The following is a 19,065-nucleotide window of genomic DNA, read 5'->3' as shown; positions in this document are numbered from 1 at the left end:
CCGCCGCCGGCTCACCTCCAGGTGACGCCCGACCGCTCGCGCCACAACGCGGCGAGCGAACCGTCGCCGGTCACCTCCGGGAACGGCCGGCGGTTCCACAGCGCCGGGTAGAGGAGCGCGGCGGGTCCGGACAGCTCGCAGTCGGCGTCCCCGATGTCCTCCCGTACGGTCACCGGCGGCCGCGCGGACAGCCGTACGGTCCAGACGGCGTCCGGCGCGTCCGTCACCCGCACCCGCAGTGTGCGGGGCTCCTCGGTGCGCACGGCGCTCTTCTCGCGGGCGTGGAAGGCGCACAGCAGCTCGTCGACGCCGTCCACCGCGAAGTCCGCGCCGACACCGGTGGGTTCAACGCCGCGCGCCGACTCGGCGTCGATCCGGTGCACGGTCGTCTCGTGCGCCTGGCGCCGGGCCCAGAAGGCCAGCGGTGACGGGGCGAGCAGGAAGTGCCGGCACCGCACGTCCGGTGCGGCGCCCGCGAGCGTCTCGACGAGCCGCCCGTGGCCCTCCCGGAACCAGGCCAGCAGCGGGGCGCCGTCGAGGTCGGTCAGGCCGGCGGCGGGCCGCGGACCGGTGAGCCCCTCGGCGACGAACATCGTCGCCCAGCGGTGCACCGTTCCCGTGTGCCGCAGCAGGTCCCGCACCCGCCAACCGGGGCAGGTCGGCACCTCGGCGCCGCTGCCCGCCGCCTCGGCGGCCGCGGCCGGCAACGCACCTTCACGGTCCAGGATCTCGGCGTACGCGGCGGTCTTCACGGCAGAGAGTCCGCCGCACGGAGCGGACTCGACGGCAGGCCCCACCGGCACCTTCCCGACGGGGTGGCGCCGTGCGGCTCAGCTTCCCGACGGGCTTGCGCCGTGCGGCTCAGCCGGGAACCGCCGCGCGTCGCGTCGCGATGGCGACCAGCACCGCCACCGCCGCGAGCACGGCCACACTGGTGAGGGCGGCGGGCAGGGACAGCCAGTCGGCCATGAAACCGATCGCGGGCGGGCCGAGCAGCATGCCGCCGTAGCCCAGGGTGGACGCGGTCGCGACACCGCTCGGGCCGCCGAGCGCGCCGGCCCGCTCGATCGCGACCGGGAAGATGTTGGCGAGCCCCAGACCGGTGATCGCGAAGCCGAACAGCGCCACCCACACGGAGGGCGCGAGCGATCCGAGCAGCATGCCGGCCACCGCGGTGGTGCCGCCCGCCACCACCGTGGCCGTCCGGCCCAGCCGTTCCAGCAGCGTCGTCCCGGTCAGCCGGCCGACGGTCATGGCCAGGGCGAAGCACGAGTAGCCCGCCGCCGCCAGGCCCGGGGAGGCGTCGAGGTCCTGCTCCAGGTGCAGGGCGCCCCAGTCGGCCATCGCGCCCTCGCCGTACGCCGTGCACAGGGCGATCAGGCCGAAGGTGACGACGAGGCGACGGGTACGGCGGTCCCGGTGGTGCGGGGCGCCGTCCTGCGCGGGTGCGCGCTCCGGCGGTGCGGCGGGCTCGCAGCGCAGCAGGGCACGGCCCGCGAACAGGGTGACCAGCAGTCCGGTCATGGTGAGGGCGAGCAGGTGCCGCGTCGGCGACAGCGATCCGGCGACCAGCCCGCCGAGCCCGGCGCCGACCATGCCGCCGAGGCTGAACGCCGCGTGGAAACTGGGCATGATCGGGCGCCCGAGTACGGCCACCAGGTCGACGGCGGCGCTGTTGAAGGCGACGTTGATCCCGCCGTACGCGCTGCCGAAGACCAGCAGGACGGCGCCGAGGGCGAGTGCGGAGTGGGTGAGCGGGGGCAGGGCGATGCTGAGGCAGAGCAGGACCGCGCAGGCGACGGTGACGGGGTGGCTGCCGTAGCGGCGGACGAGTCGTCCGGTGAGGGTCATGGTGACGACGGCACCCGCCGAGACGCCGAGCAGGGCGAGTCCCAGGGCGCTGGCGGAGGCGCCGGTCTGCTCCTTGATGGCGGGGATCCGGACCACCCAGCCGGCGAAGACGAAGCCGTCGAGGGCGAAGAAGGCGGTCAGGGCGATTCGGAGACGGGTGAGGTCGTCGCGGGTGCCCGGCACGGCGTTGTGCGATCGGGCTTTGTTTATTTGCGGCACAAAGTCAGGCTAGGTGCGGGACCGGGGGCGCGGCAAGGGTGGCCGGGGCTGGGGAGGGGGCTGGCGCGCGGAGGTTTGCGCGTCGTCAGTCGACCGGTGCCCCCGTCGTGCTCTGCCGCACCAGCAGCCGGTGCGGCGCCTTGGCCTCCGTCGGTGCGGGCGCCGAGCCGTCGATCACGCCGAGCAGGGTGCTGACCGCCGTGCGCGCGATCGCGGCCTTGTCCGGGGCGACGGTGGTGAGCGACGGCGAGCTGTACCGGCCCTCCTGGATGCCGTCGACCCCGACGACGGCGATGTCGTCGGGCACCCGTACACCGGCCCGCGCCAGGGTGTGCATGGCGCCGATGGCCAGCAGGTCGTTGTAGCAGAAGACCGCGTCGGGCGGCTCGGGCAGGGCGAGCAGCCGCTCCATCGCCTCGGCGCCGAGGTGGCGGTGGAAACGCGGGGTGGGGACGATCAGCTGCTCGTCGACGGTGAGTCCGGCCCGCTCCAGCGCCTGGCGGTAGCCCGTCGTACGCAACTGCGCGGTCTCGCCGGTGCTGTAGGGCTGGTCGCCGATGGCGGCGATGCGCCGACGGCCGAGCCCGAGCAGATGCTCCGTCGCGTCCCGGGCCGCGGCGACGTTGTCGATCGCCACGTGGTGGAAACTGCCGTTGAAGATGTGCTCGCCGAGCAGTACGACGGGCACCCGGTTGGTGCGGCGGCGCAGTTCGTCCGCCGAGATGGACAGCGGGCTCAGCAGCAGGCCGTCGAACATCGTGGCGCGCGACTCGCGGCCCAGCAGCTCCCGCTCGCGCTCGCCGTCGCCGTCGGTCTGGTCGAGCATGACCACGTACCCGTGGGTGCGGGCCGCGGTGATCACCTCGCGGGCCAGCTCGGCGAAGTAGGGCACGTCCAGCTCGGGGACGACCAGGGCGATCATGCCGCTGCGGCCCCGGCGGAGGTTGCGGGCCACCAGGTTGGGCCGGTAGTCGAGTTCGTCGAGCGCGGCCTGGACCCGTACCCGCAACTCGTCGGAGACGGGCACCGACCCGTTGACCACGTTGGACACGGTGCGGATCGAGACTCCGGCACGTCGGGCGACGTCGCGGAGCGTGGAGCCGGCCATCCAGTTCCCCCTCACGGCCCCCGCGGGGCCTCGGTCGGCAGCATCTCGTGTTCGCGCCGGTGTGGACCAGCGCCGATGCAGGTTGATGTTACTCAGCTATTGCATCGTTGCAAAAGGCGACGCATCATCTCTGCATCGTTGCAAAGCGTGGGCGGCGGCCGGGGCCTCGTGCCTGCCGCCGCGCCGCCGACGACGCCTGCGCGCGTCCACGTCCACCCCTGCTCAGCCACTCCGTCTCGCGCACCCAGCCCGCATTCCCGACCGAGGAGCCGTGCTCATGTCCAGATCATTCGTCCCGCGGCGCAGCGTTCTGCGCGGCGCGCTCGGCGCCGGCGCGCTCGCCGCGGCCGCCGGTCCCCTCGCGGCGTGCGCCCCCGGTTCCTCCGGGTCCGAGCCGCGCAAGCTCACCGGGACGCCCAGCGCGTCGGCCAAGGGCGAGATCACCATCTGGAACCGCTCCGGCGACCTGTTCAAGGTCTTCGACGCGGCGATCGACGCCTTCCGCAAGGCATACCCGGACGTCAAGGTCAACCACCAGGCCGTCGACATCGACGCCAAGCTCGCCAACACCCTGATCAGCGGCACCGACCTGCCCGACGGCAGCTTCTGGGACGATGCCAAGATCGGCGGCCAGGTGGAGCACCTGTACGACCTGACGGACCTGATAGCGCCCTACCGCGACAAGACCTCGGCGTACAAGCTCTCGGTCAACACCGTCGGCGGCCGGATCTACGGCGTGCCCTGGGACCTCGACCCCGGACTGCTCTGGTACCGCGAGGACCTGCTGGAGGACGCCGGTGTCGACCCGGCCGGGCTGAAGACCTACGACGACCTGCTGGCGGCGGCCCGCTCGCTGCGGGAGAAGAACCCCAAGGCCCGCCCCCTGCACATGGAGAAGGACCCCTTCCTCGGCCAGCTCTGGCTGGAGATGCTCGCGGGCCAGCAGGGCACCAGCCTCGCCGACGCCGACGGGCAGGTGCGGCTGGACTCCAAGGAGTACCGCAACATCCTCAACTGGGTCCGGGACGCCGTCGACGACGACCTGGTCACCCACACCGAATACCTCAAGCAGGCCGACCTCGCCGCCCTGGAGAACGGTCAGCAGGCCCTGGTCCCCTGGGCGGTGTGGTGGTCCTTCGCCCCCCAGCAGCTGCTGAAGAAGGGTAAGGGCAAGTGGCGGGCCGCACCCCTGCCGGCCTGGACCCCGGGCGGCGCGCGCAGCGGCGCCATGGGCGGCAGCAGCTTCATCATCCCGGCGAAGGCGAAGAACCCCGAACTCGCCTGGCTGCTTTACGAGTTCCTGTGCTTCAAGGAGCCCGGCTACAGCGCGGTGTACGGGCCGAGCGAGGTCTACCCGGGCGGTCTGACCACCTCCGTGCCGAGCTACGGCCCCGCCCGCCGCCCCGACAAGCCGCTGTTCGAACCGGTGGCCGCTCTCGGCGGACAGGACCTGTGGAAGGTCGCTGTGGACGCCGCCGACACCATCCCGTCCGCCGCGCCGATCCCCGCCTGGTGGGCCAAGTCCGTCGACTACCTCGGCAACAACCTCCAGCGGCTCATCGAGGGGAAGATGGCCCCCGACGACGTCATCGACGACTCCACCAAGAAGATCCAGCGCAACCTGGTGGACCGCGCATGACCTCCGGCACCCTCACCCCGCCGCGCAAGGAACGGGCGGCGCCCGACGCGCCGCGCCCCACCCGCTCCCGCCGCAAGCCCTTCCTCGCGCCCTACCTCTTCGTCGCGCCGTTCTACATCGTCTTCGCGGCCTTCGGCCTCTACCCCCTCGTCTTCGCACTCCAGTTGAGCTTCACCGACTGGAAGGGCGCGGGCCGGGCGAACTTCATCGGCCTGGAGAACTACACCTACCTGCTCACCAGCGAGGAGTTCTGGTCCTCGCTGGGCAACAGCGCGGTGATGTGGCTGCTGATCGTGCCCCTCCAGATCGTCGGGGGCCTGGCCGCCGCGGTGCTGCTGGCCAACGCGCGGCTGCGGCTGCGCGGCATGTTCCGGGTCGCCTTCATCGCGCCGTTCGTCACCCCGCTGGTGGCGATGGCCCAGGTGTGGATCGTCGCCTTCGACACGGACTACGGGCTGGTCAACCACCTGTTCAACCTGGTCGGTCTGCCGGACATCGACTGGCTCCAGTCGACCGTCTGGGCCAAACCGACGCTCGCGCTGCTGTTCCTGTGGAAGACCACCGGGTTCGCGATCATCATCCTGCTCGCCGGACTCCAGGCCGTACCCGGCGACGTGTACGAGGCCGCCGACCTCGACGGTGCCTCCCGCAAGCGGCAGTTCTGGTCGCTGACCCTTCCACTGGTCCGGCGCAGCATCGCCTTCCTCGTCGTGGTGCAGACCCTCGCGGTGTTCCAGATGTTCGCCGAACCGTTCGTGGTCACCCAGGGCGGCCCGTACGGCTCGACCACCACCGGCGGGCTGTACCTCTACAACCACATCCTGGCGTCCGACCTCGGGACCGGCGCCGCGAACTCCTTCCTGCTGGTGCTGCTGGTGTTCGCCCTGTCCCTGCTGTCCGTGCGCCTGCTCCGCTCCCGAGACGAGTGACCATGACCAGCCTCATGACCAGCCGGACCAAGAAGCCGGGCAGGAGCCTGTCCCAGCCCCGGCCGGGGCCGCTCCAGTACCTGGTGCTGGGCCTCCTCGCCCTCGTGTTCGTCTATCCCATCTGGTGGGCCGTCAGCTCCTCGCTGAAGCCGCCGACCGACATCGTCCGCGACCCGCTGTCCTTCTCGCTCGGCTCCGCCACGCTCGACAACTACCGGGCCATGTTCGACGACGTGCCCATCGGCACCGGCTTCGTCAACACCGTGCTCGTCGTGGCCGTCAAGGGTGCGATGACCATGTTCTTCTGCCCGCTGGCCGGCTACGCCTTCGCCAAGTACCGCTTCCCCGGCAAGAACCTGCTCTTCGGCGTGCTGATGCTCACGCTGATGCTGCCGACCCTCGTGCTGGTCATCCCCCTGCTCCTTGAGATGAGCCAACTGGGCTGGGTCAACACGTACCAGGCGCTGATCCTGCCCGGCAGCATCGACGCCTTCAGCATCTTCTGGATGCGGCAGACCATCGCGGCCGTGCCCGACGAACTCCTCGACGCCGGACGCGTGGACGGGGCGAGCGAGTTCGGGATCTTCGCCCGGATCGTGGTGCCGGTCATCCGGCCGGGCATCGCCGCGCTCGGCGTCCTGACCGCCATGAACATCTACAACGACTTCGTCTGGCCGGTCGTCGCCGTCAACGACGAGAGCCACCAGACGCTCCAGGTCGTGCTCTCCACCCTCGCGCAGAACGTCACCGGCAACCGCGTCGGCGCCGACTTCGCGACCGTCTGGGGCGAACTGCTCGCCGCCGGGAGCATCGCGATGCTGCCCGTGCTGGCTCTGTTCGTCCTGCTGCAACGCCACTTCATCAACGGGATCCTCGCGGGCAGCGTCAAGGGCTGAGCTTCCCCCGGTACCGACCGCCCCCGTACACCGCCGACTCTCCCGCAGCCGCACCGAATCGGAGCACTCACGTCCATGACCACCCCCCGTCCCGAATACCCCCGGCCCCACTTCGACCGGTCCCACTCCTGGCTCACCCTCAACGGCGCCTGGGACTTCCGGGCCGACCCCGCCGAGCGGTACTCCGCCGACGCGCCCGACGGCTACGACCGAGCGATCACCGTGCCCTTCGCCTGGGAGACACCCGCCTCCGGGATAGCCGAGCACTGGCTGCAGACCGCCTGGTACCGGCGGACGTTCACCGTGCCGGCCGACTGGGCCGGACAGCGCGTCGTCCTGCACTTCGGTGCCGTGCACCACGCCGCCACGGTCTGGGTGGACGGCACCGAGGTCGCCCACCACGAGGGCGGCTACACCCCCTTCGCCGCCGACGTCACCGACGCCCTCGGCGACGGCGGCGACCACCTGCTGACGGTCCGGGTCCACGCCCCCGCCGACAAGCGGGACATCGCCCACGGCAAGCAGCGCAGCATGCCCCGCGACGACTACGACGGCGTCTGCTTCACCCCGTCCTCCGGCATCTGGCAGAGCGTCTGGCTGGAGGCCCGCCCCGCCACCCATCTCGCCGCACTCCGGCTGCGCCCGAACGACGACCTGACCGGCATCACCGTCGAAGCCGTCGTGCACGGTCCCGCGGCGGACCGCGCCGAACTGCGGCTGCGCGTACGCGACGAGGACACGGCCGTCACGGCGACCGTGGACCCCGATGGACGGCTCGCTGCCGAACTTCCGCTCTCCGCGCCCAGGTTGTGGACGCCGGAGGACCCGCACCTCTACCACGTCGACGCCGAACTGACCTCCGCCGACGGCACCGACCGGGTCGCCGCGTACACCGGACTGCGCACCATCACCGTCGACGGCGAGTCCCTGTACCTCAACGGGCGGCGGCTGTTCGTACGCGGCGTGCTCGACCAGGGCTACTGGCCCGAAACCGGCATCACCGCCCCCGACGACACCGCCCTGCGCCGCGACCTCGAACTCGCGGCCGAGGCCGGCTACAACCTCGTCCGCAAGCACCTCAAGCTGGAGGATCCCCGCTTCACCCACCACGCCGACACCCTCGGCATGCTCCTGTGGGCCGAGCCCGCCTCGCCCGGCCGTTTCTCGCCCGCCTCCACCGCCGCCTTCGCCGAGCAGATCGAGCCGATGGTCGAACGCGACGGCAACAGCCCCGCCATCGTCATCTGGGGCCTGTACAACGAGGAATGGGGCCTGGACTGGGACATCCCCGGCGACCTGGCCAAGCAGCGCGCCACCGCCGACGCCTACGACCGCCTCAAGGCCCTCGACGCCACCCGCCCGGTCGTCGACAACTCCGGCTGGACCCACGTCAGGACCGATCTGCTGGACTGGCACTACTACGACGAGAGCGCCGCCTCCTGGGCCACCACCGTCGCCGACCTGCTCTCCGGCGAACGCGACGACTTCCCCGTCAAGCTCGGCCCCGACTTCGTCGTCCACAAGAAGCTCGCCGTCCCCGGCCAGCCGCTGCGCGGCCTGCCCAACCTCAACAGCGAGTACGGCGGCGGCTTCACCGGCCTGGACCGCGCCTGGCACCTGCGCTGGCAGACCCAGGAGCTGCGCCGCCACGACCGGCTCGCCGGGTACGTGTACACGGAGCTGTACGACATCGAGCACGAGAGCGCCGGGCTGCTGGACTTCGGGCGCGGCACGAAGGACCTCGCGGGCGTCGACCCGGCCCACGCCAACGCGCCGACCACCCTCGTCCTGGACGTCACGCCGGTGGCACCCGGCCGCGACCTGCTCACCTCCGACCGCGACGTCACGGTCGACGTCCACGTCTCCCACCACGGGGCCGACCCGGTCGCGGGCACCCTGCACACCACCTGGACCCCGGTGTACGCCAGGACGCCCGACGCGCCCGGCGACGCCGTCCCCGGCTGCCGCGCGGAGGCCAAGCCGTACGTCCTCGGCGCCGCCGTCACCGTGCCCGCCACGCTGCCCGACGGCTGGGTCAGTGGCCGGCTGCACCTGGCGCTCGTCGTGGACGGCACCGTGGCCGCGCGGACGGCGCTGGACGTGGACACGCGGACCGACCCGTACATCGGCGACGACCCGCAGGCCCGCCCCACCGCCTGACCCACTACGACGATCCGACCTCCCGCGATCCACCCCACCGATCCCGCACCACCCGACATCCCCACCACCAAGGAGTCGATCCGTGCGCAACCCGTCACTCACCCTCAGACGATCACCCGCCCTGCTCGGTGTCCTGGCCCTCCTCACGGCCCTGCTGTCCCTGTGGTCGCAGCCCGCGTCGGCCACGCCCGCCGGACAGGTCCTGGCGTCGCCCGACCTCGCGGCCCATCCGCAGGGCGACGACAGCTATCCGCGCGCCGTCCGCCTCGACCACGACGGTTCGGCCGGGCAGACCATGCTGGCCACCTACGCCCGGCGTGAACAGGGCGCCACCAACACGCTGCCCGTCCACCGCAGCACCGACGGCGGCCGCACCTGGAGCGCCGCGCCGATCTCCACCATCACCTCGCACACCCCGGGCTGGGACATCGAGGCACCCGTCCTCTACGAGGTGCCGCGCACCGCGAACGGCCTGAACCAGGGCGACCTCCTCGCCGCCGGCACCGCCTGGCAGGCCGGTGACTACACCACCCAGCGCGTCGAGGTGTTCAAGAGCACCGACCACGGCCAGAGCTGGCAGTACCTCTCCGACTGCACCCGCACCAGCGGCCTGCCCGACACCATCGGGCACGGCATCTGGGAACCCTGGTTCCTGCTGGCTCCCGACAACACGCTGGCCTGCTTCATCTCCGACGAGCGGCCCGCGGGCAGCCCCACCAACAACCAGGTCATCGGCCACTACACCTCCACCGACGGCGGCCGCACCTGGAGCGGGACACTCACCCAGGACGTCGCCTTCCCCGCCGACAACCTCGCCCGCCCGGGCATGTCGATCGTCGTCCCGCTGCCCGACGGGCGGTTCATGATGGCCTACGAGATGTGCCGGGACGCCACCGACGCCGACCACGCCTGCGAGGTGTACACCAAGACCAGCCCCGACGGCCTGAACTGGGCGCCCGCCGACAACCCGGGCACCCTGGTGCGCACCGCCGACGGCAGGGAACTGCTGCACACCCCCTACCTCGCCTGGGTACCGGGTGGCGGCCCCGACGGCACGCTGCTGATGTCCGGCCAGCGCGTGGTGAGCGGACCCACCGGGAACAAGACCGTGCTGTCGGAGTCCGGCTCCGTGGTCTTCGCCAACACCCACCTCGGCGCGGGGGAGTGGACGGAGATCGAGGCCCCGGTCCTGACCGACCCCACCGGCGGCTACAACCCCGGTGAGCCCTCCTGCCCCGGCTACAGCTCACCGATCGTGCCGCGCGCCGACGGCACCTCCTTCCTCTACCTGACCGCCACCTGGCTCGGCACCGGCAACCAGTGCCAGGTCCGCTTCGGCACCGGCGGCCTCGGCGGACCGGTCGGCCAGGTCACCACGCCGTGGGTCGCGGGCAAGTGCCTGGACGTCGACACCAACACCAGCGGAAACGGCCACGCCGCCCAGCTGTGGGACTGCAGCACCGCCACCGGACAGCGCTGGTCCGTGGCCCCCGACGGCACGGTGCGCGCGTTCGGCAAGTGCCTGGACATCGACGGCAACGGCACGGCCAACTTCACCAAGGTCCAGGTGTGGGACTGCGCCCCGGGCGTCGGCGGCCAGCAGTGGCGCCACCGGGCCGACGGTTCGCTGTTCAACCCGCAGTCCGGCCGCTGCCTGGACATCCCGTCCGGCGGCACCGCCAACGGCACCAAGCTGCAGATCTACGACTGCAACGGCCTCGGCACCCAGAAGTGGAACCTGCCGGCCTAGCCGCCGGAGCACCCGGGGCCCCGCGCCCCGGGTGTCGCATACGCTCGACAGCACCATGATGAACAACCTCACCCCCCTGGCACCGAAGGCAGACAAGGCCACGGTCAGACGGCACAACCTCAGCCTGGTCCTGAGGGCCGTGCACGACGCGGGGGAGGCGACCAGGGCCGGTGTCGCCACGCACGTCGGACTGACGCGCGCGGCGGTGTCGTCCCTGGTCGAGCAGTTGCTGGAGTACGGCGTCCTCTCCGAATGGGGCAAGACCAGCAGCGGCCAGGCGGGCCGGCCCGGCACCGTCCTGAAGGTGTCCCGCTCGGGCCCGGCGGGACTCGGCGTCGAGATCAACATCGACTACATCGCGGTGTGCGTCGTCGACCTCGCCGGCACCGACCGGGTGCGGCTCGTGGAGCACGTCGACAACCGCGGGGTCCAGCCCTCGGAGGTCCTGGCGCGCGCGGCCCGGCTGGCGGCGCGCGCCATCGGCTCGGCAGCCGAGCAGGACCTCGTACCGGCCGGCGTCCATGTCGCGCTGCCCGGCCTGGTGACCGGCGGCACCGTGCGCCAGGCACCCAACCTGGGCTGGCAGCGGGTCGCCGTCGAGGGACTGTTCGCCCAGGCGCTCCTCGCCCTGCGCCCGGCCCACCGGCCGCTGCCGGTCAGCTCCGACAACGAGGCCAACGCCGCCGCCCTCGCCGAGCTGTGGTTCGGCGCGGGCACCGAGGGCGTACGCAGCTTCCTCTACCTGACCGGTGAGATCGGCATCGGCGGCGCCCTGGTGCTGGGCGGCGGGCTGCTGCGCGGCGCGCACGGCTTCGCCGGGGAGATCGGGCACATGGTCGTCGACCCCGACGGCCCGCGGTGCCGGTGCGGCGCCCACGGCTGCCTGGAGCAGTACGCCGGACAGGCTGCGCTGCTCACCGCGGCCGGCATCGACGCGGACGCGGGTGTGCGGGGCGTCGCCGAACTCGAACGCCGGGCCCGGCAGCGCGATCCGTCCGCGTTGTCCGCGATCGAACGGGCCGGTCGGCAACTGGGCGTGGTGCTCTCGGGCGCGGTGAACCTCTTCGACCCGGAGGCGGTGATGCTCGGCGGCGTCTACCGCGAGCTGATGGACTGGCTCGCCCCGACCGTCGATCGCGAACTGGCCCGGCGCGTGGTCTCCGGGTTGTGGAGCGAGGACGGCAAACGGCTGCGGGCCGCGTCCTCGCTCGGCGACGCGGCCCGGGGCGCGGCCGGCGTGATCGTCCGCGAGGTGCTGGCCGACCCGGCGGCGTACGCGGAACGGGACGCGGGCTGACACGGAGGGCGGCCGCCCGGCAGCCCTCCGCGCCCGGCCTGCCTCAGCCGCGGTTGGCGGCGATCATCTCCCGGTACCAGCGGTAGCTGTCCTTCGGCGTGCGCCGCTGCGTGTCGTAGTCGACCCGCACGATGCCGAAGCGCTTGTCGTAGCCGTACGCCCACTCGAAGTTGTCCAGCAGGGACCACACGTAGTACCCGCGTACGTCCACGCCCGCGTCGATCGCCGCCCGCAGCGCGGTGAGGTGGTCGCGCAGGTAGTCGACCCGGTCGGTGTCGTGGACCGTGCCGTCGGCGGCGGCCGAGTCGTCCTCCGCCGAGCCGTTCTCGGTGATGTGGACCGGCGGGAGCGCGTCGCCGTACTGCTGCTTCAGGGCGACGAGCAGGTCGGTGAAGCTGTCCGGCACGACCGGCCAGTTCATCGCCGTGTGCCGCACTCCGGGGTGCCGTACCTCCTCGTACCGGTTGTCCGTGGCCACGCGGCGGGCCGGGTCGCTCTCGCGGTGGGGGGCGTCGGCGACCACGATCGGCCGGTAGTAGTTGACGCCGAGGAAGTCCAGGGGCTGGGAGATCAGCTCCAGGTCGCCGTCCCGCCGGAAGTCCGCGCCGGTGATCAGCTCGCCCCAGGTCTCCTCCTCGGTGGCCGGGTAGCGGCCCGCGAGGATCGGCTCGGTCCACACCAGGTTGTGCTGGGTGTCCGCGCGGACCACCGCCGCCAGGTCGGCCGGGGAGTCGGTGGCGGGCAGGTTGCGGTCCAGGTTGAGCGTGATGCCGACCTCGCGCACCCCGGCCGCCCGCAGCGCCTTCACCGCCAGCCCGTGGCCGACCAGCAGGTGGTGGGCGGCGGCCAGCGCGCCCCGGCCCTCCTTGGCGCCGGGCGCGTGCCGGCCGATGGAGTAGCCGAGGAAGGAGCTGCACCACGGCTCGTTGAGGGTGATCCAGCGGGGCACCCGGTCGCCCAGGTGCTCCGCGACCACCGCCGTGTACTCGGCGAACCGCTCCGCCGTCTCCCGCACCCGCCAGCCGCCCCGGTCCTCCAGGGCCTGCGGCAGGTCCCAGTGGTAGAGGGTGGCGGCCGGTTCGATGCCCGCCGCGAGCAGTTCGTCCACCAGGCGGGAGTAGAAGTCGAGCCCCTTGGGGTTCACCGCGCCCGAGCCGTCCGGCACGATGCGCGGCCAGGCGATCGAGAAGCGGTAGGAGTCCACGCCGAGGTCGCGCAGCAGGGCGACGTCCTCGGGGTAGCGGTGGTAGTGGTCGCAGGCCACGTCACCGGTGTCGCCGTTCACCACCAGGCCGGGGGTGTGGCTGTAGGTGTCCCAGATCGACGGACCGCGGCCGTCCTCGGTCGCCGCGCCCTCGATCTGGTACGAGGCGGTCGCGGCGCCGAAGACGAAGCCGGGCGGGAAACCGGGGTACTCACTCATGCTGTGCTGCTCATCTCCGTGCTTGCGGGGCGTGCGGGTTCAGGGGCGAGCGGGGTTCACTTGACGGAACCGCCGGTGATCCCGGCGGCGATGTACTTCTGGGCGAGGACGAGGAGGATCGCCGCGGGCACCGCGGACAGCACCGACGCGGCCATCACCGAGCCCCAGTCGCCCACGTGCGCGCCGATGTACTGGTAGATGCCCAGGGTGATGGGCTTGACGTCGTCGGTCGTGTTCAGGGTGAGCGCGAACATGAAGTCGCTCCACGAGAACAGGAACGCGAACAGCCCCGACGTGATCAGCGAGTTGCGGCTCATCGGCAGCACCACCCGTACGAAGGTGCGGACCGGACCGGCGCCGTCGATCTGCGCCGCCTCGATCACCTCGCCCGGGATCGACACCATGAAGGAGCGCATCAGCACGATGGAGAACGGGATGCCCAGGGAGGCGTCGGCCAGCATCAGGCCGAAGTAGGAGTTGACCAGGCCCAGGTCGACGTAGGAGTTGTAGAGCGCGTTGGCGATGACGATGCCCGGCACCATCTGGGTGATCAGCGTGCCGAACACGATGGTGCGCGAGCCGCGCAGCCCGAACCGCGCGAGACCGTACGCGGCCGGTGCCGAGATCGCCAGGCAGATGGCGACCGCGCCGAGCGAGACCGCCAGCGACGTCAGCAGGTGCCCGCCCTGGTCGCTGATCGCCTTGGAGAAGCCGGAGAAGTCCAGGCTGCCCGGCGCCGGGTCGACCTGGAGCAGCCCCGAGTCGGGCTGGAGCGCGGTGTTGAGCATCCAGTACAGCGGGAACAGCATCACGCACAGGATGAGTACGCCGGCGACGGTGGAGCCCCAGCGGCGCCGGGAGGCGGTGGGCGTGTGGGAGGCCATGGACGTCACTTCCCCTCGGTGCGGTTGGCCCGCAGGTAGAACACCGCGAACACGGCGGAGATCAGGATGAGTACGTTGCCGACGACGGCGCCCGCGCCGAAGTCCAGCTGGACGAACGAGTTCTGGTAGGTCAGGGTGCCGAGCGTCTGGGTGGCGTCGGCCGGGCCGCCGTCGGTCAGGGCGAGGATCAGGTCGAGGATCTTCACCGTCGACATAAAGCCCAGCACGAGGACGACCGTGACGACGGGCTTGAGCATCGGCAGGGTCACCGAGCGGAAGGTCCGCCAGGCCGAGGCGCCGTCCAGGGCGGCCGCCTCGTGCAGTTCCTTCGGGATCTCCTGGAGACCGCCGTACAGGATGACCATGTTGAACGGGATGCCGATCCAGATGTTGACCAGGATGACCGAGAGCAGGGCCATCTCCGGGCTGGTCAGCCAGGGCGTGTGCCCGCCGATCCCGAGCGTGTCCAGGAACGAGTTGAGCACACCCGTGTCCTGGTCGAGGATGCGGCGCCAGACGATGCCGGACACCACCATGGGCACCAGCCAGGGCAGCAGGATCAGCGAGCGCAGCACCCCGTTGAGCGGGAAGCGGCGGCTGAAGAACACCGCGAGCGCCAGGCCGATGCAGAACTGGCCGAGCAGGGAGCCCGCCGTGAAGACGAGCGTGTGCCACAGCGCCTTGCCGAACAGGGCGTCCTGGAACACGTTGGACCAGTTGTCGGCACCGTTGAAGGGCGACTCACCGGTGAAGAAGGTCTTCGGCGTGTAGTCCTGGAAGCTCATCACGACGTTGCGCACGAGCGGGTAGCCGAAGAACAGCAGCATGAAGACGACGGCGGGGGCGACGAACCCCCACTGGGCGAGCCTGCGGCGGCGCGCGATCCGGCCGGGGTCCGGCGCGGCGGGCGACGTGGACGCCTTCGCGGGCGCCTGCGCGCCGACGGAAGACGTGGACGTGGGCATGGGCGTGGTCATGGGGTCGTACCTCAGTTCCCGCTCGTGGCCCGCTGCTGGGCGCGCTTCAGGGCGGTCTCGCTGGACTGGCCGGTCAGGGCCGACTGGAAGGCGCTCTGCAGTGCGAGCGACACGCTCGACCAGCCGGCGCCGAGCTTCGCCGTCCGGGACCGGGCGACGGCCACCTGGTCGGCGAGGGAGTCCAGCTCGGGCACCTTCTCGCGCCAGACGGCGGCGGCCTTGGCGTTGGCCGGGACCATCCAGCTGTTGAGCGCGTAGGTCAGCTGCTCCTTCTCGCTCGCCAGACACGCGACGATCTTCCCGGCCGTCTTCTCGCGGGCCTCGTCACCGGTGTTGGGCACGGTGAGCACGGCACCGCCGAGCGGGCCGACCGAGTCGTCCCCGGCCTCGGGCACCGGGATCGGCGCGATGCCCCAGTGCAGCGACTTGTCGCTGTTGAGGGTCTCCACCTGCCACGGGCCGTTGATCATCATCGCCGCGTTCCCGGCCATGAACTGGTCGTTGACGTCCGCCTGCGTCCAGTTGACCGTCGACTTCGACAGCGAACGGTCCTTCAGCAGGCCCTTCCAGTAGTCCAGGGCCTCGACCACCTTCGGGCCGTCCAGGTCGGTCTCCTCGCCGCCGTTGGACCACATGAACGGCGTGAACTGGAAGACGCCGTCCTCCGCGCCGCCCGCGCTGAGCGCGAGGCCGTACCGCTTGCCCTGGGTGAGCTTCTTCGCCGTCGCCCGCAGTTCGGCCCAGGTGGTGGGCACCTCGACGCCCGCCTTGTCGAGGACGTCCTTGTTGTAGAAGAGGGCGAGGGTGTTCACGGAGCGGGCCGCGCCGTAGTACGTGCCCTTGTACGAGCCGAAGTCCACGATCCCGTCGGGGATGTCGTCGGTGCTCAGCCCGAGGGTCCTGAGGTCGACCAGTCCGCCCGCGTCGGCGAAGGTCGGCATCTCGGACGCGTCGAACTGCACGATGTCGGGCAGCGACTTGGACGAGGCCATGCGCAGCGCCTTCGTCATCACCTGCGCCGCCGGGACGCTCTGCTGCTCGATGGTGACGCCCAGCTCCTTGCCGCAGCGGGCCATCGCCTCCGCGTCCCAGCGGTGGTACGACTCGTCGGTCGAGGAGTTCATCACGGTGTACGTGTCGGCGTCGCGCTGCTGTCCGCAGCCGGCCAGTGCCGCGCCGGCGACCAGCACGGACACCGCCGTGAACGGGGCGACGACTCGGCGTGAGCGTCCTCGCCCGCGGCGCGTGGCAGCCGGGGGGTGTGCTGTCAAGGCGAGCGAGGTGAAGCGCTTCGACATGGTGCGGCCCTTGCTGTCGTACCGTCCGGCTTCCTCGCCGGACTGTTTTGTTTGATGTGATGACTAATACGTCACCAACCCGCTTCCGCGCTAGAGGAAAGTGGCCCCGCTCTCTCCGCTTCGCGGGGTGAGGAGACCGTTCTCTTGCGTCATAGTGCCAGTTCAGCGCGGTGGAGGCGGTGCGAACACCTCGGCACGGGGATTTGTTTTGTGTACGATCAAAACGCTGTGAGACGGCCCCCGTGCTCCCACCCGACAGCTCCCGCCCCACCCAAGGAAGATCATGAAGTTCACCGATGGCTTCTGGCTCATCCGCGAGGGCGTGCATCTCTCGTACGCCACCGAGGTACGTGATGTACGCCCCCAATCGAAGCGCTTCACCGCCCATGCCGCCGTGAAGAAGGTGACGCGGAGGGGGGACACGCTCAACGCGCCGCTCCTCACGGTCGAGTGCTTCTCTCCCGCCGAGGGCGTCATCGGCGTCCGCGTCACCCACCACGCAGGCAAGCGCCGGCCGGGCCCCGACTTCGCCCTCACCGAGGCGGAGGACGGCGCCGGCGAGGTGCGCCAGGAGGGCACCGTCACCGAGCTGACCAGCGGCCCGCTCACCCTCCGCCTGGACCGCGAGGGCCCCTTCGGCCTCACCTTCCAAGACGCGGAAGGGCGCGAGCTGACCCGGGCCAACGCCAAGGGCACCGCCTTCGCCACCACCGGCGACGGTGCCCACCACATGCTGAGCCGTCTCGCCCTCGGCGTCGGCGAGCAGGTCTACGGCCTCGGCGAGCGCTTCACCCCGTTCGTCAAGAACGGCCAGGTCGTCGACATGTGGCAGGCCGACGGCGGCACCAGCAGCGAGCAGGCCTACAAGAACGTCCCGTTCTACCTCTCCTCGCGCGGCTACGGCGTCTTCGTCAACCACCCCGGCGCGGTCTCCTTCGAGGTCGGCTCCGAGTCCGTCGGCCAGGTGCAGTTCAGCGTCGAGGACCAGACGCTGGAGTACTACGTCGTCGCCGGGCCCACCCCCAAGGACGTCCTCACCCGCTACACCGCCCTCACCGGCCGCCCCGCCCTGCCGCCGGCCTGGTCCTTCGGCCTGTGGCTCACCACCTCCTTCACCACCTCCTACGACGAGCAGACGGTGACCTCGTTCGTGGACGGCATGGCCGAGCGCGGCATCCCGCTCTCCGTCTTCCACTTCGACTGCTTCTGGATGCGCGAGTACCAGTGGTGCGACTTCGAATGGGACCCGGACGTCTTCCCGGACCCGGACGGCATGCTCGCCCGGCTCAAGGCCAAGGGGCTGAAGGTCAGCGCCTGGATCAACCCCTACATCGCCCAGAAGTCCCCGCTCTTCGACGAGGCCGCCGCCCTCGGACACCTGGTGCGCAGGCCGGACGGCGACATCTGGCAGTGGGACCTGTGGCAGGCAGGCATGGGCCTGGTCGACTTCACCAGCCCCGCCGCCCGCGACTGGTACGCCGGCAAGCTCAAGCCGCTGCTCGACCAGGGCGTGGACTGCTTCAAGACCGACTTCGGCGAGCGCATCCCCACCGACGTGGTGTGGCACGACGGCTCCGACCCGGAGCGCATGCACAACTACTACACGCACCTGTTCAACCGCACCGTCTTCGAACTCCTCGAGAAGGAGCGCGGCCAGGGCGAGGCCGTCCTCTTCGCCCGCTCGGCGACCGCGGGCGGCCAGCAGTACCCCGTCCACTGGGGCGGCGACTGCTGGTCGTCCTTCGAGGCGATGGCCGAGTCACTGCGGGGCGGCCTGTCCCTGTCGCTGAGCGGCTTCGGCTTCTGGAGCCACGACATCGGCGGCTTCGAGGGCACGCCCGACCCGGCGGTCTTCAAGCGCTGGCTCGCCTTCGGCCTGCTCTCCTCGCACAGCCGGCTGCACGGCTCCTCGTCGTACCGGGTGCCGTGGGAGTTCGGCGAGGAGGCCGTCGACGTCGCCCGCAGCTTCACCCTCCTCAAGCACCGCCTGATGCCCTACCTGTACGGCGTCGCCGCCGAGGCCCACCGCACCGGCGTGCCCATGATGCGGCCGATGGTCCTGGAGTACCCGCACGACCCGGCGTGCCGTCCGCTGGACCGCCAGTACATGCTCGGCTCCGACGTCCTGGTCGCCCCGGTCTTCACCGAGGACGGCGAGGTCGAGGTCTACCTCCCCGAGGGCATCTGGACCCACCTGCTGACCGGCGAGCGCGTCACCGGCCCGGCCTGGCGCACCGAACGGCACGGCTACGACAGCCTGCCGCTGTACGTCCGCGAGGGCGCCGTCCTGCCGCTGGGCTCCGACGATCAGCGTCCCGACGGCGACTGGCTGGACGCCCCGACCCTGCTGGTCCACCCGTCCGCCGCCGCCGACTACACGGCCGAGGTCACCGTGCCCGACCTGCTGGGCACACCGGCCGCCACCTTCCGCGTGCGGCGCGACGGGGACGCCCTGCGGGTCACGGCGAGCGGCACCGACCGCTCCTTCACCGTCCGGGTCGCGGGCGGCGCGAGCGCGGAGGGCACCGGAGAGGTGACCGTGCCGCTGACCTGACCCCGGCGAGCGGGTGGACCACACGGCGAAGCGGCACGCGGGGGCGCGTACCGCTTCGCCGTGTGGGGCATTCTGCGGGG

The 19,065-nt window shown here is 71.4% G+C and carries 14 protein-coding genes; 7 read left to right on the top strand and 7 right to left on the bottom strand.

The window, feature by feature from the left end; genetic code table 11:
• Positions 1-11 precede the first annotated feature (11 nt).
• The 3 genes from IE258_RS15560 to IE258_RS15550 form a co-directional block, all read right to left on the bottom strand.
• Positions 12-752, bottom strand: a complete 741-nt coding sequence (locus IE258_RS15560; protein WP_189743871.1) for a maleylpyruvate isomerase family mycothiol-dependent enzyme — start codon at positions 750-752, stop codon at positions 12-14.
• A gap of 109 nt (positions 753-861) precedes the next feature.
• On the bottom strand, positions 862-2,034 hold the full coding sequence (locus IE258_RS15555) for an MFS transporter (RefSeq protein ID WP_189744404.1): 1,173 nt from the start codon (positions 2,032-2,034) through the stop codon (positions 862-864).
• Positions 2,035-2,155: 121 nt separating this feature from the next.
• On the bottom strand, positions 2,156-3,178 hold the full coding sequence (locus IE258_RS15550; protein WP_161381493.1) for a LacI family DNA-binding transcriptional regulator: 1,023 nt from the start codon (positions 3,176-3,178) through the stop codon (positions 2,156-2,158).
• A 277-nt stretch (positions 3,179-3,455) separates the two neighbouring features.
• Between IE258_RS15550 and IE258_RS15545 the strand changes: the two genes are divergently transcribed.
• From IE258_RS15545 to IE258_RS15520, 6 genes are all read left to right on the top strand, one after another.
• Positions 3,456-4,817: an ABC transporter substrate-binding protein gene (locus IE258_RS15545; protein WP_189743869.1), complete on the top strand. Its 1,362-nt coding sequence runs from the start codon at positions 3,456-3,458 to the stop codon at positions 4,815-4,817.
• Positions 4,814-5,746 (top strand): carbohydrate ABC transporter permease, encoded by a 933-nt coding sequence (locus IE258_RS15540; protein ID WP_189743867.1) that lies wholly within the window; start codon positions 4,814-4,816, stop codon positions 5,744-5,746. Before IE258_RS15545 ends, IE258_RS15540 begins: the two co-directional genes overlap by 4 nt.
• A 2-nt stretch (positions 5,747-5,748) precedes the next feature.
• Complete coding sequence (locus tag IE258_RS15535) at positions 5,749-6,642, top strand: carbohydrate ABC transporter permease (RefSeq protein WP_159324542.1); 894 nt, start codon at positions 5,749-5,751, stop codon at positions 6,640-6,642.
• 75 nt (positions 6,643-6,717) lie between these two features.
• The gene (locus IE258_RS15530) at positions 6,718-8,802 is read left to right on the top strand and encodes a glycoside hydrolase family 2 protein (RefSeq protein ID WP_189743865.1); all 2,085 of its coding nucleotides are present in this window, start codon (positions 6,718-6,720) and stop codon (positions 8,800-8,802) included.
• Positions 8,803-8,884: 82 nt separating this feature from the next.
• The gene (locus IE258_RS15525; RefSeq protein ID WP_189743863.1) at positions 8,885-10,552 is read left to right on the top strand and encodes a sialidase family protein; all 1,668 of its coding nucleotides are present in this window, start codon (positions 8,885-8,887) and stop codon (positions 10,550-10,552) included.
• A gap of 55 nt (positions 10,553-10,607) precedes the next feature.
• The gene (locus IE258_RS15520; RefSeq protein ID WP_189743861.1) at positions 10,608-11,849 is read left to right on the top strand and encodes an ROK family protein; all 1,242 of its coding nucleotides are present in this window, start codon (positions 10,608-10,610) and stop codon (positions 11,847-11,849) included.
• Between the two features lie 43 nt (positions 11,850-11,892).
• On the opposite strand, the gene IE258_RS15515 is transcribed toward IE258_RS15520, so the two are convergent.
• Genes IE258_RS15515 through IE258_RS15500 form a run of 4 tightly spaced genes read right to left on the bottom strand, consistent with a single transcriptional unit; the run spans position 11,893 to position 16,431 of the window.
• Positions 11,893-13,272 carry a GH1 family beta-glucosidase gene (locus IE258_RS15515; RefSeq protein WP_189743858.1) on the bottom strand — a complete coding sequence of 460 codons (1,380 nt, stop codon included), beginning with the start codon at positions 13,270-13,272 and terminating at the stop codon, positions 11,893-11,895.
• A 56-nt stretch (positions 13,273-13,328) separates the two neighbouring features.
• Positions 13,329-14,156, bottom strand: a complete 828-nt coding sequence (locus IE258_RS15510; RefSeq protein WP_189743856.1) for a carbohydrate ABC transporter permease — start codon at positions 14,154-14,156, stop codon at positions 13,329-13,331.
• 5 nt (positions 14,157-14,161) lie between these two features.
• Positions 14,162-15,133, bottom strand: a complete 972-nt coding sequence (locus IE258_RS15505; protein ID WP_189743854.1) for a carbohydrate ABC transporter permease — start codon at positions 15,131-15,133, stop codon at positions 14,162-14,164.
• A gap of 11 nt (positions 15,134-15,144) precedes the next feature.
• Complete coding sequence (locus IE258_RS15500) at positions 15,145-16,431, bottom strand: ABC transporter substrate-binding protein (protein ID WP_229892124.1); 1,287 nt, start codon at positions 16,429-16,431, stop codon at positions 15,145-15,147.
• 283 nt (positions 16,432-16,714) lie between these two features.
• Here IE258_RS15500 and yicI point away from each other — a divergent pair, with 283 nt between their 5' ends.
• On the top strand, positions 16,715-18,985 hold the full coding sequence (gene yicI / locus IE258_RS15495; RefSeq protein ID WP_189743852.1) for an alpha-xylosidase: 2,271 nt from the start codon (positions 16,715-16,717) through the stop codon (positions 18,983-18,985).
• The last annotated feature ends 80 nt before the right edge of the window (positions 18,986-19,065 follow it).

Origin of the sequence: Streptomyces tendae (genome assembly GCF_014650435.1) — a bacterium.
GTDB classification, from domain to species: domain Bacteria; phylum Actinomycetota; class Actinomycetes; order Streptomycetales; family Streptomycetaceae; genus Streptomyces; species Streptomyces tendae.
This window is presented reverse-complemented; position numbering and strand designations above follow the sequence as displayed.

What these genes read in the sequence shown, in the direction of transcription:
- IE258_RS15550 (WP_161381493.1), bottom strand. Translation starts at nt 3,178, where the DNA reads ATGGCCGGCTCCACGCTCCGCGACGTCGCCCGACGTGCCGGAGTCTCG.
- IE258_RS15545 (WP_189743869.1), top strand. Translation starts at nt 3,456, where the DNA reads ATGTCCAGATCATTCGTCCCGCGGCGCAGCGTTCTGCGCGGCGCGCTC.
- IE258_RS15540 (WP_189743867.1), top strand. Translation starts at nt 4,814, where the DNA reads ATGACCTCCGGCACCCTCACCCCGCCGCGCAAGGAACGGGCGGCGCCC.
- IE258_RS15535 (WP_159324542.1), top strand. Translation starts at nt 5,749, where the DNA reads ATGACCAGCCTCATGACCAGCCGGACCAAGAAGCCGGGCAGGAGCCTG.
- IE258_RS15530 (WP_189743865.1), top strand. Translation starts at nt 6,718, where the DNA reads ATGACCACCCCCCGTCCCGAATACCCCCGGCCCCACTTCGACCGGTCC.
- IE258_RS15520 (WP_189743861.1), top strand. Translation starts at nt 10,608, where the DNA reads ATGATGAACAACCTCACCCCCCTGGCACCGAAGGCAGACAAGGCCACG.
- IE258_RS15515 (WP_189743858.1), bottom strand. Translation starts at nt 13,272, where the DNA reads ATGAGTGAGTACCCCGGTTTCCCGCCCGGCTTCGTCTTCGGCGCCGCG.
- IE258_RS15510 (WP_189743856.1), bottom strand. Translation starts at nt 14,156, where the DNA reads ATGGCCTCCCACACGCCCACCGCCTCCCGGCGCCGCTGGGGCTCCACC.
- IE258_RS15505 (WP_189743854.1), bottom strand. Translation starts at nt 15,133, where the DNA reads ATGACCACGCCCATGCCCACGTCCACGTCTTCCGTCGGCGCGCAGGCG.
- IE258_RS15500 (WP_229892124.1), bottom strand. Translation starts at nt 16,431, where the DNA reads ATGTCGAAGCGCTTCACCTCGCTCGCCTTGACAGCACACCCCCCGGCT.
- yicI (WP_189743852.1), top strand. Translation starts at nt 16,715, where the DNA reads ATGAAGTTCACCGATGGCTTCTGGCTCATCCGCGAGGGCGTGCATCTC.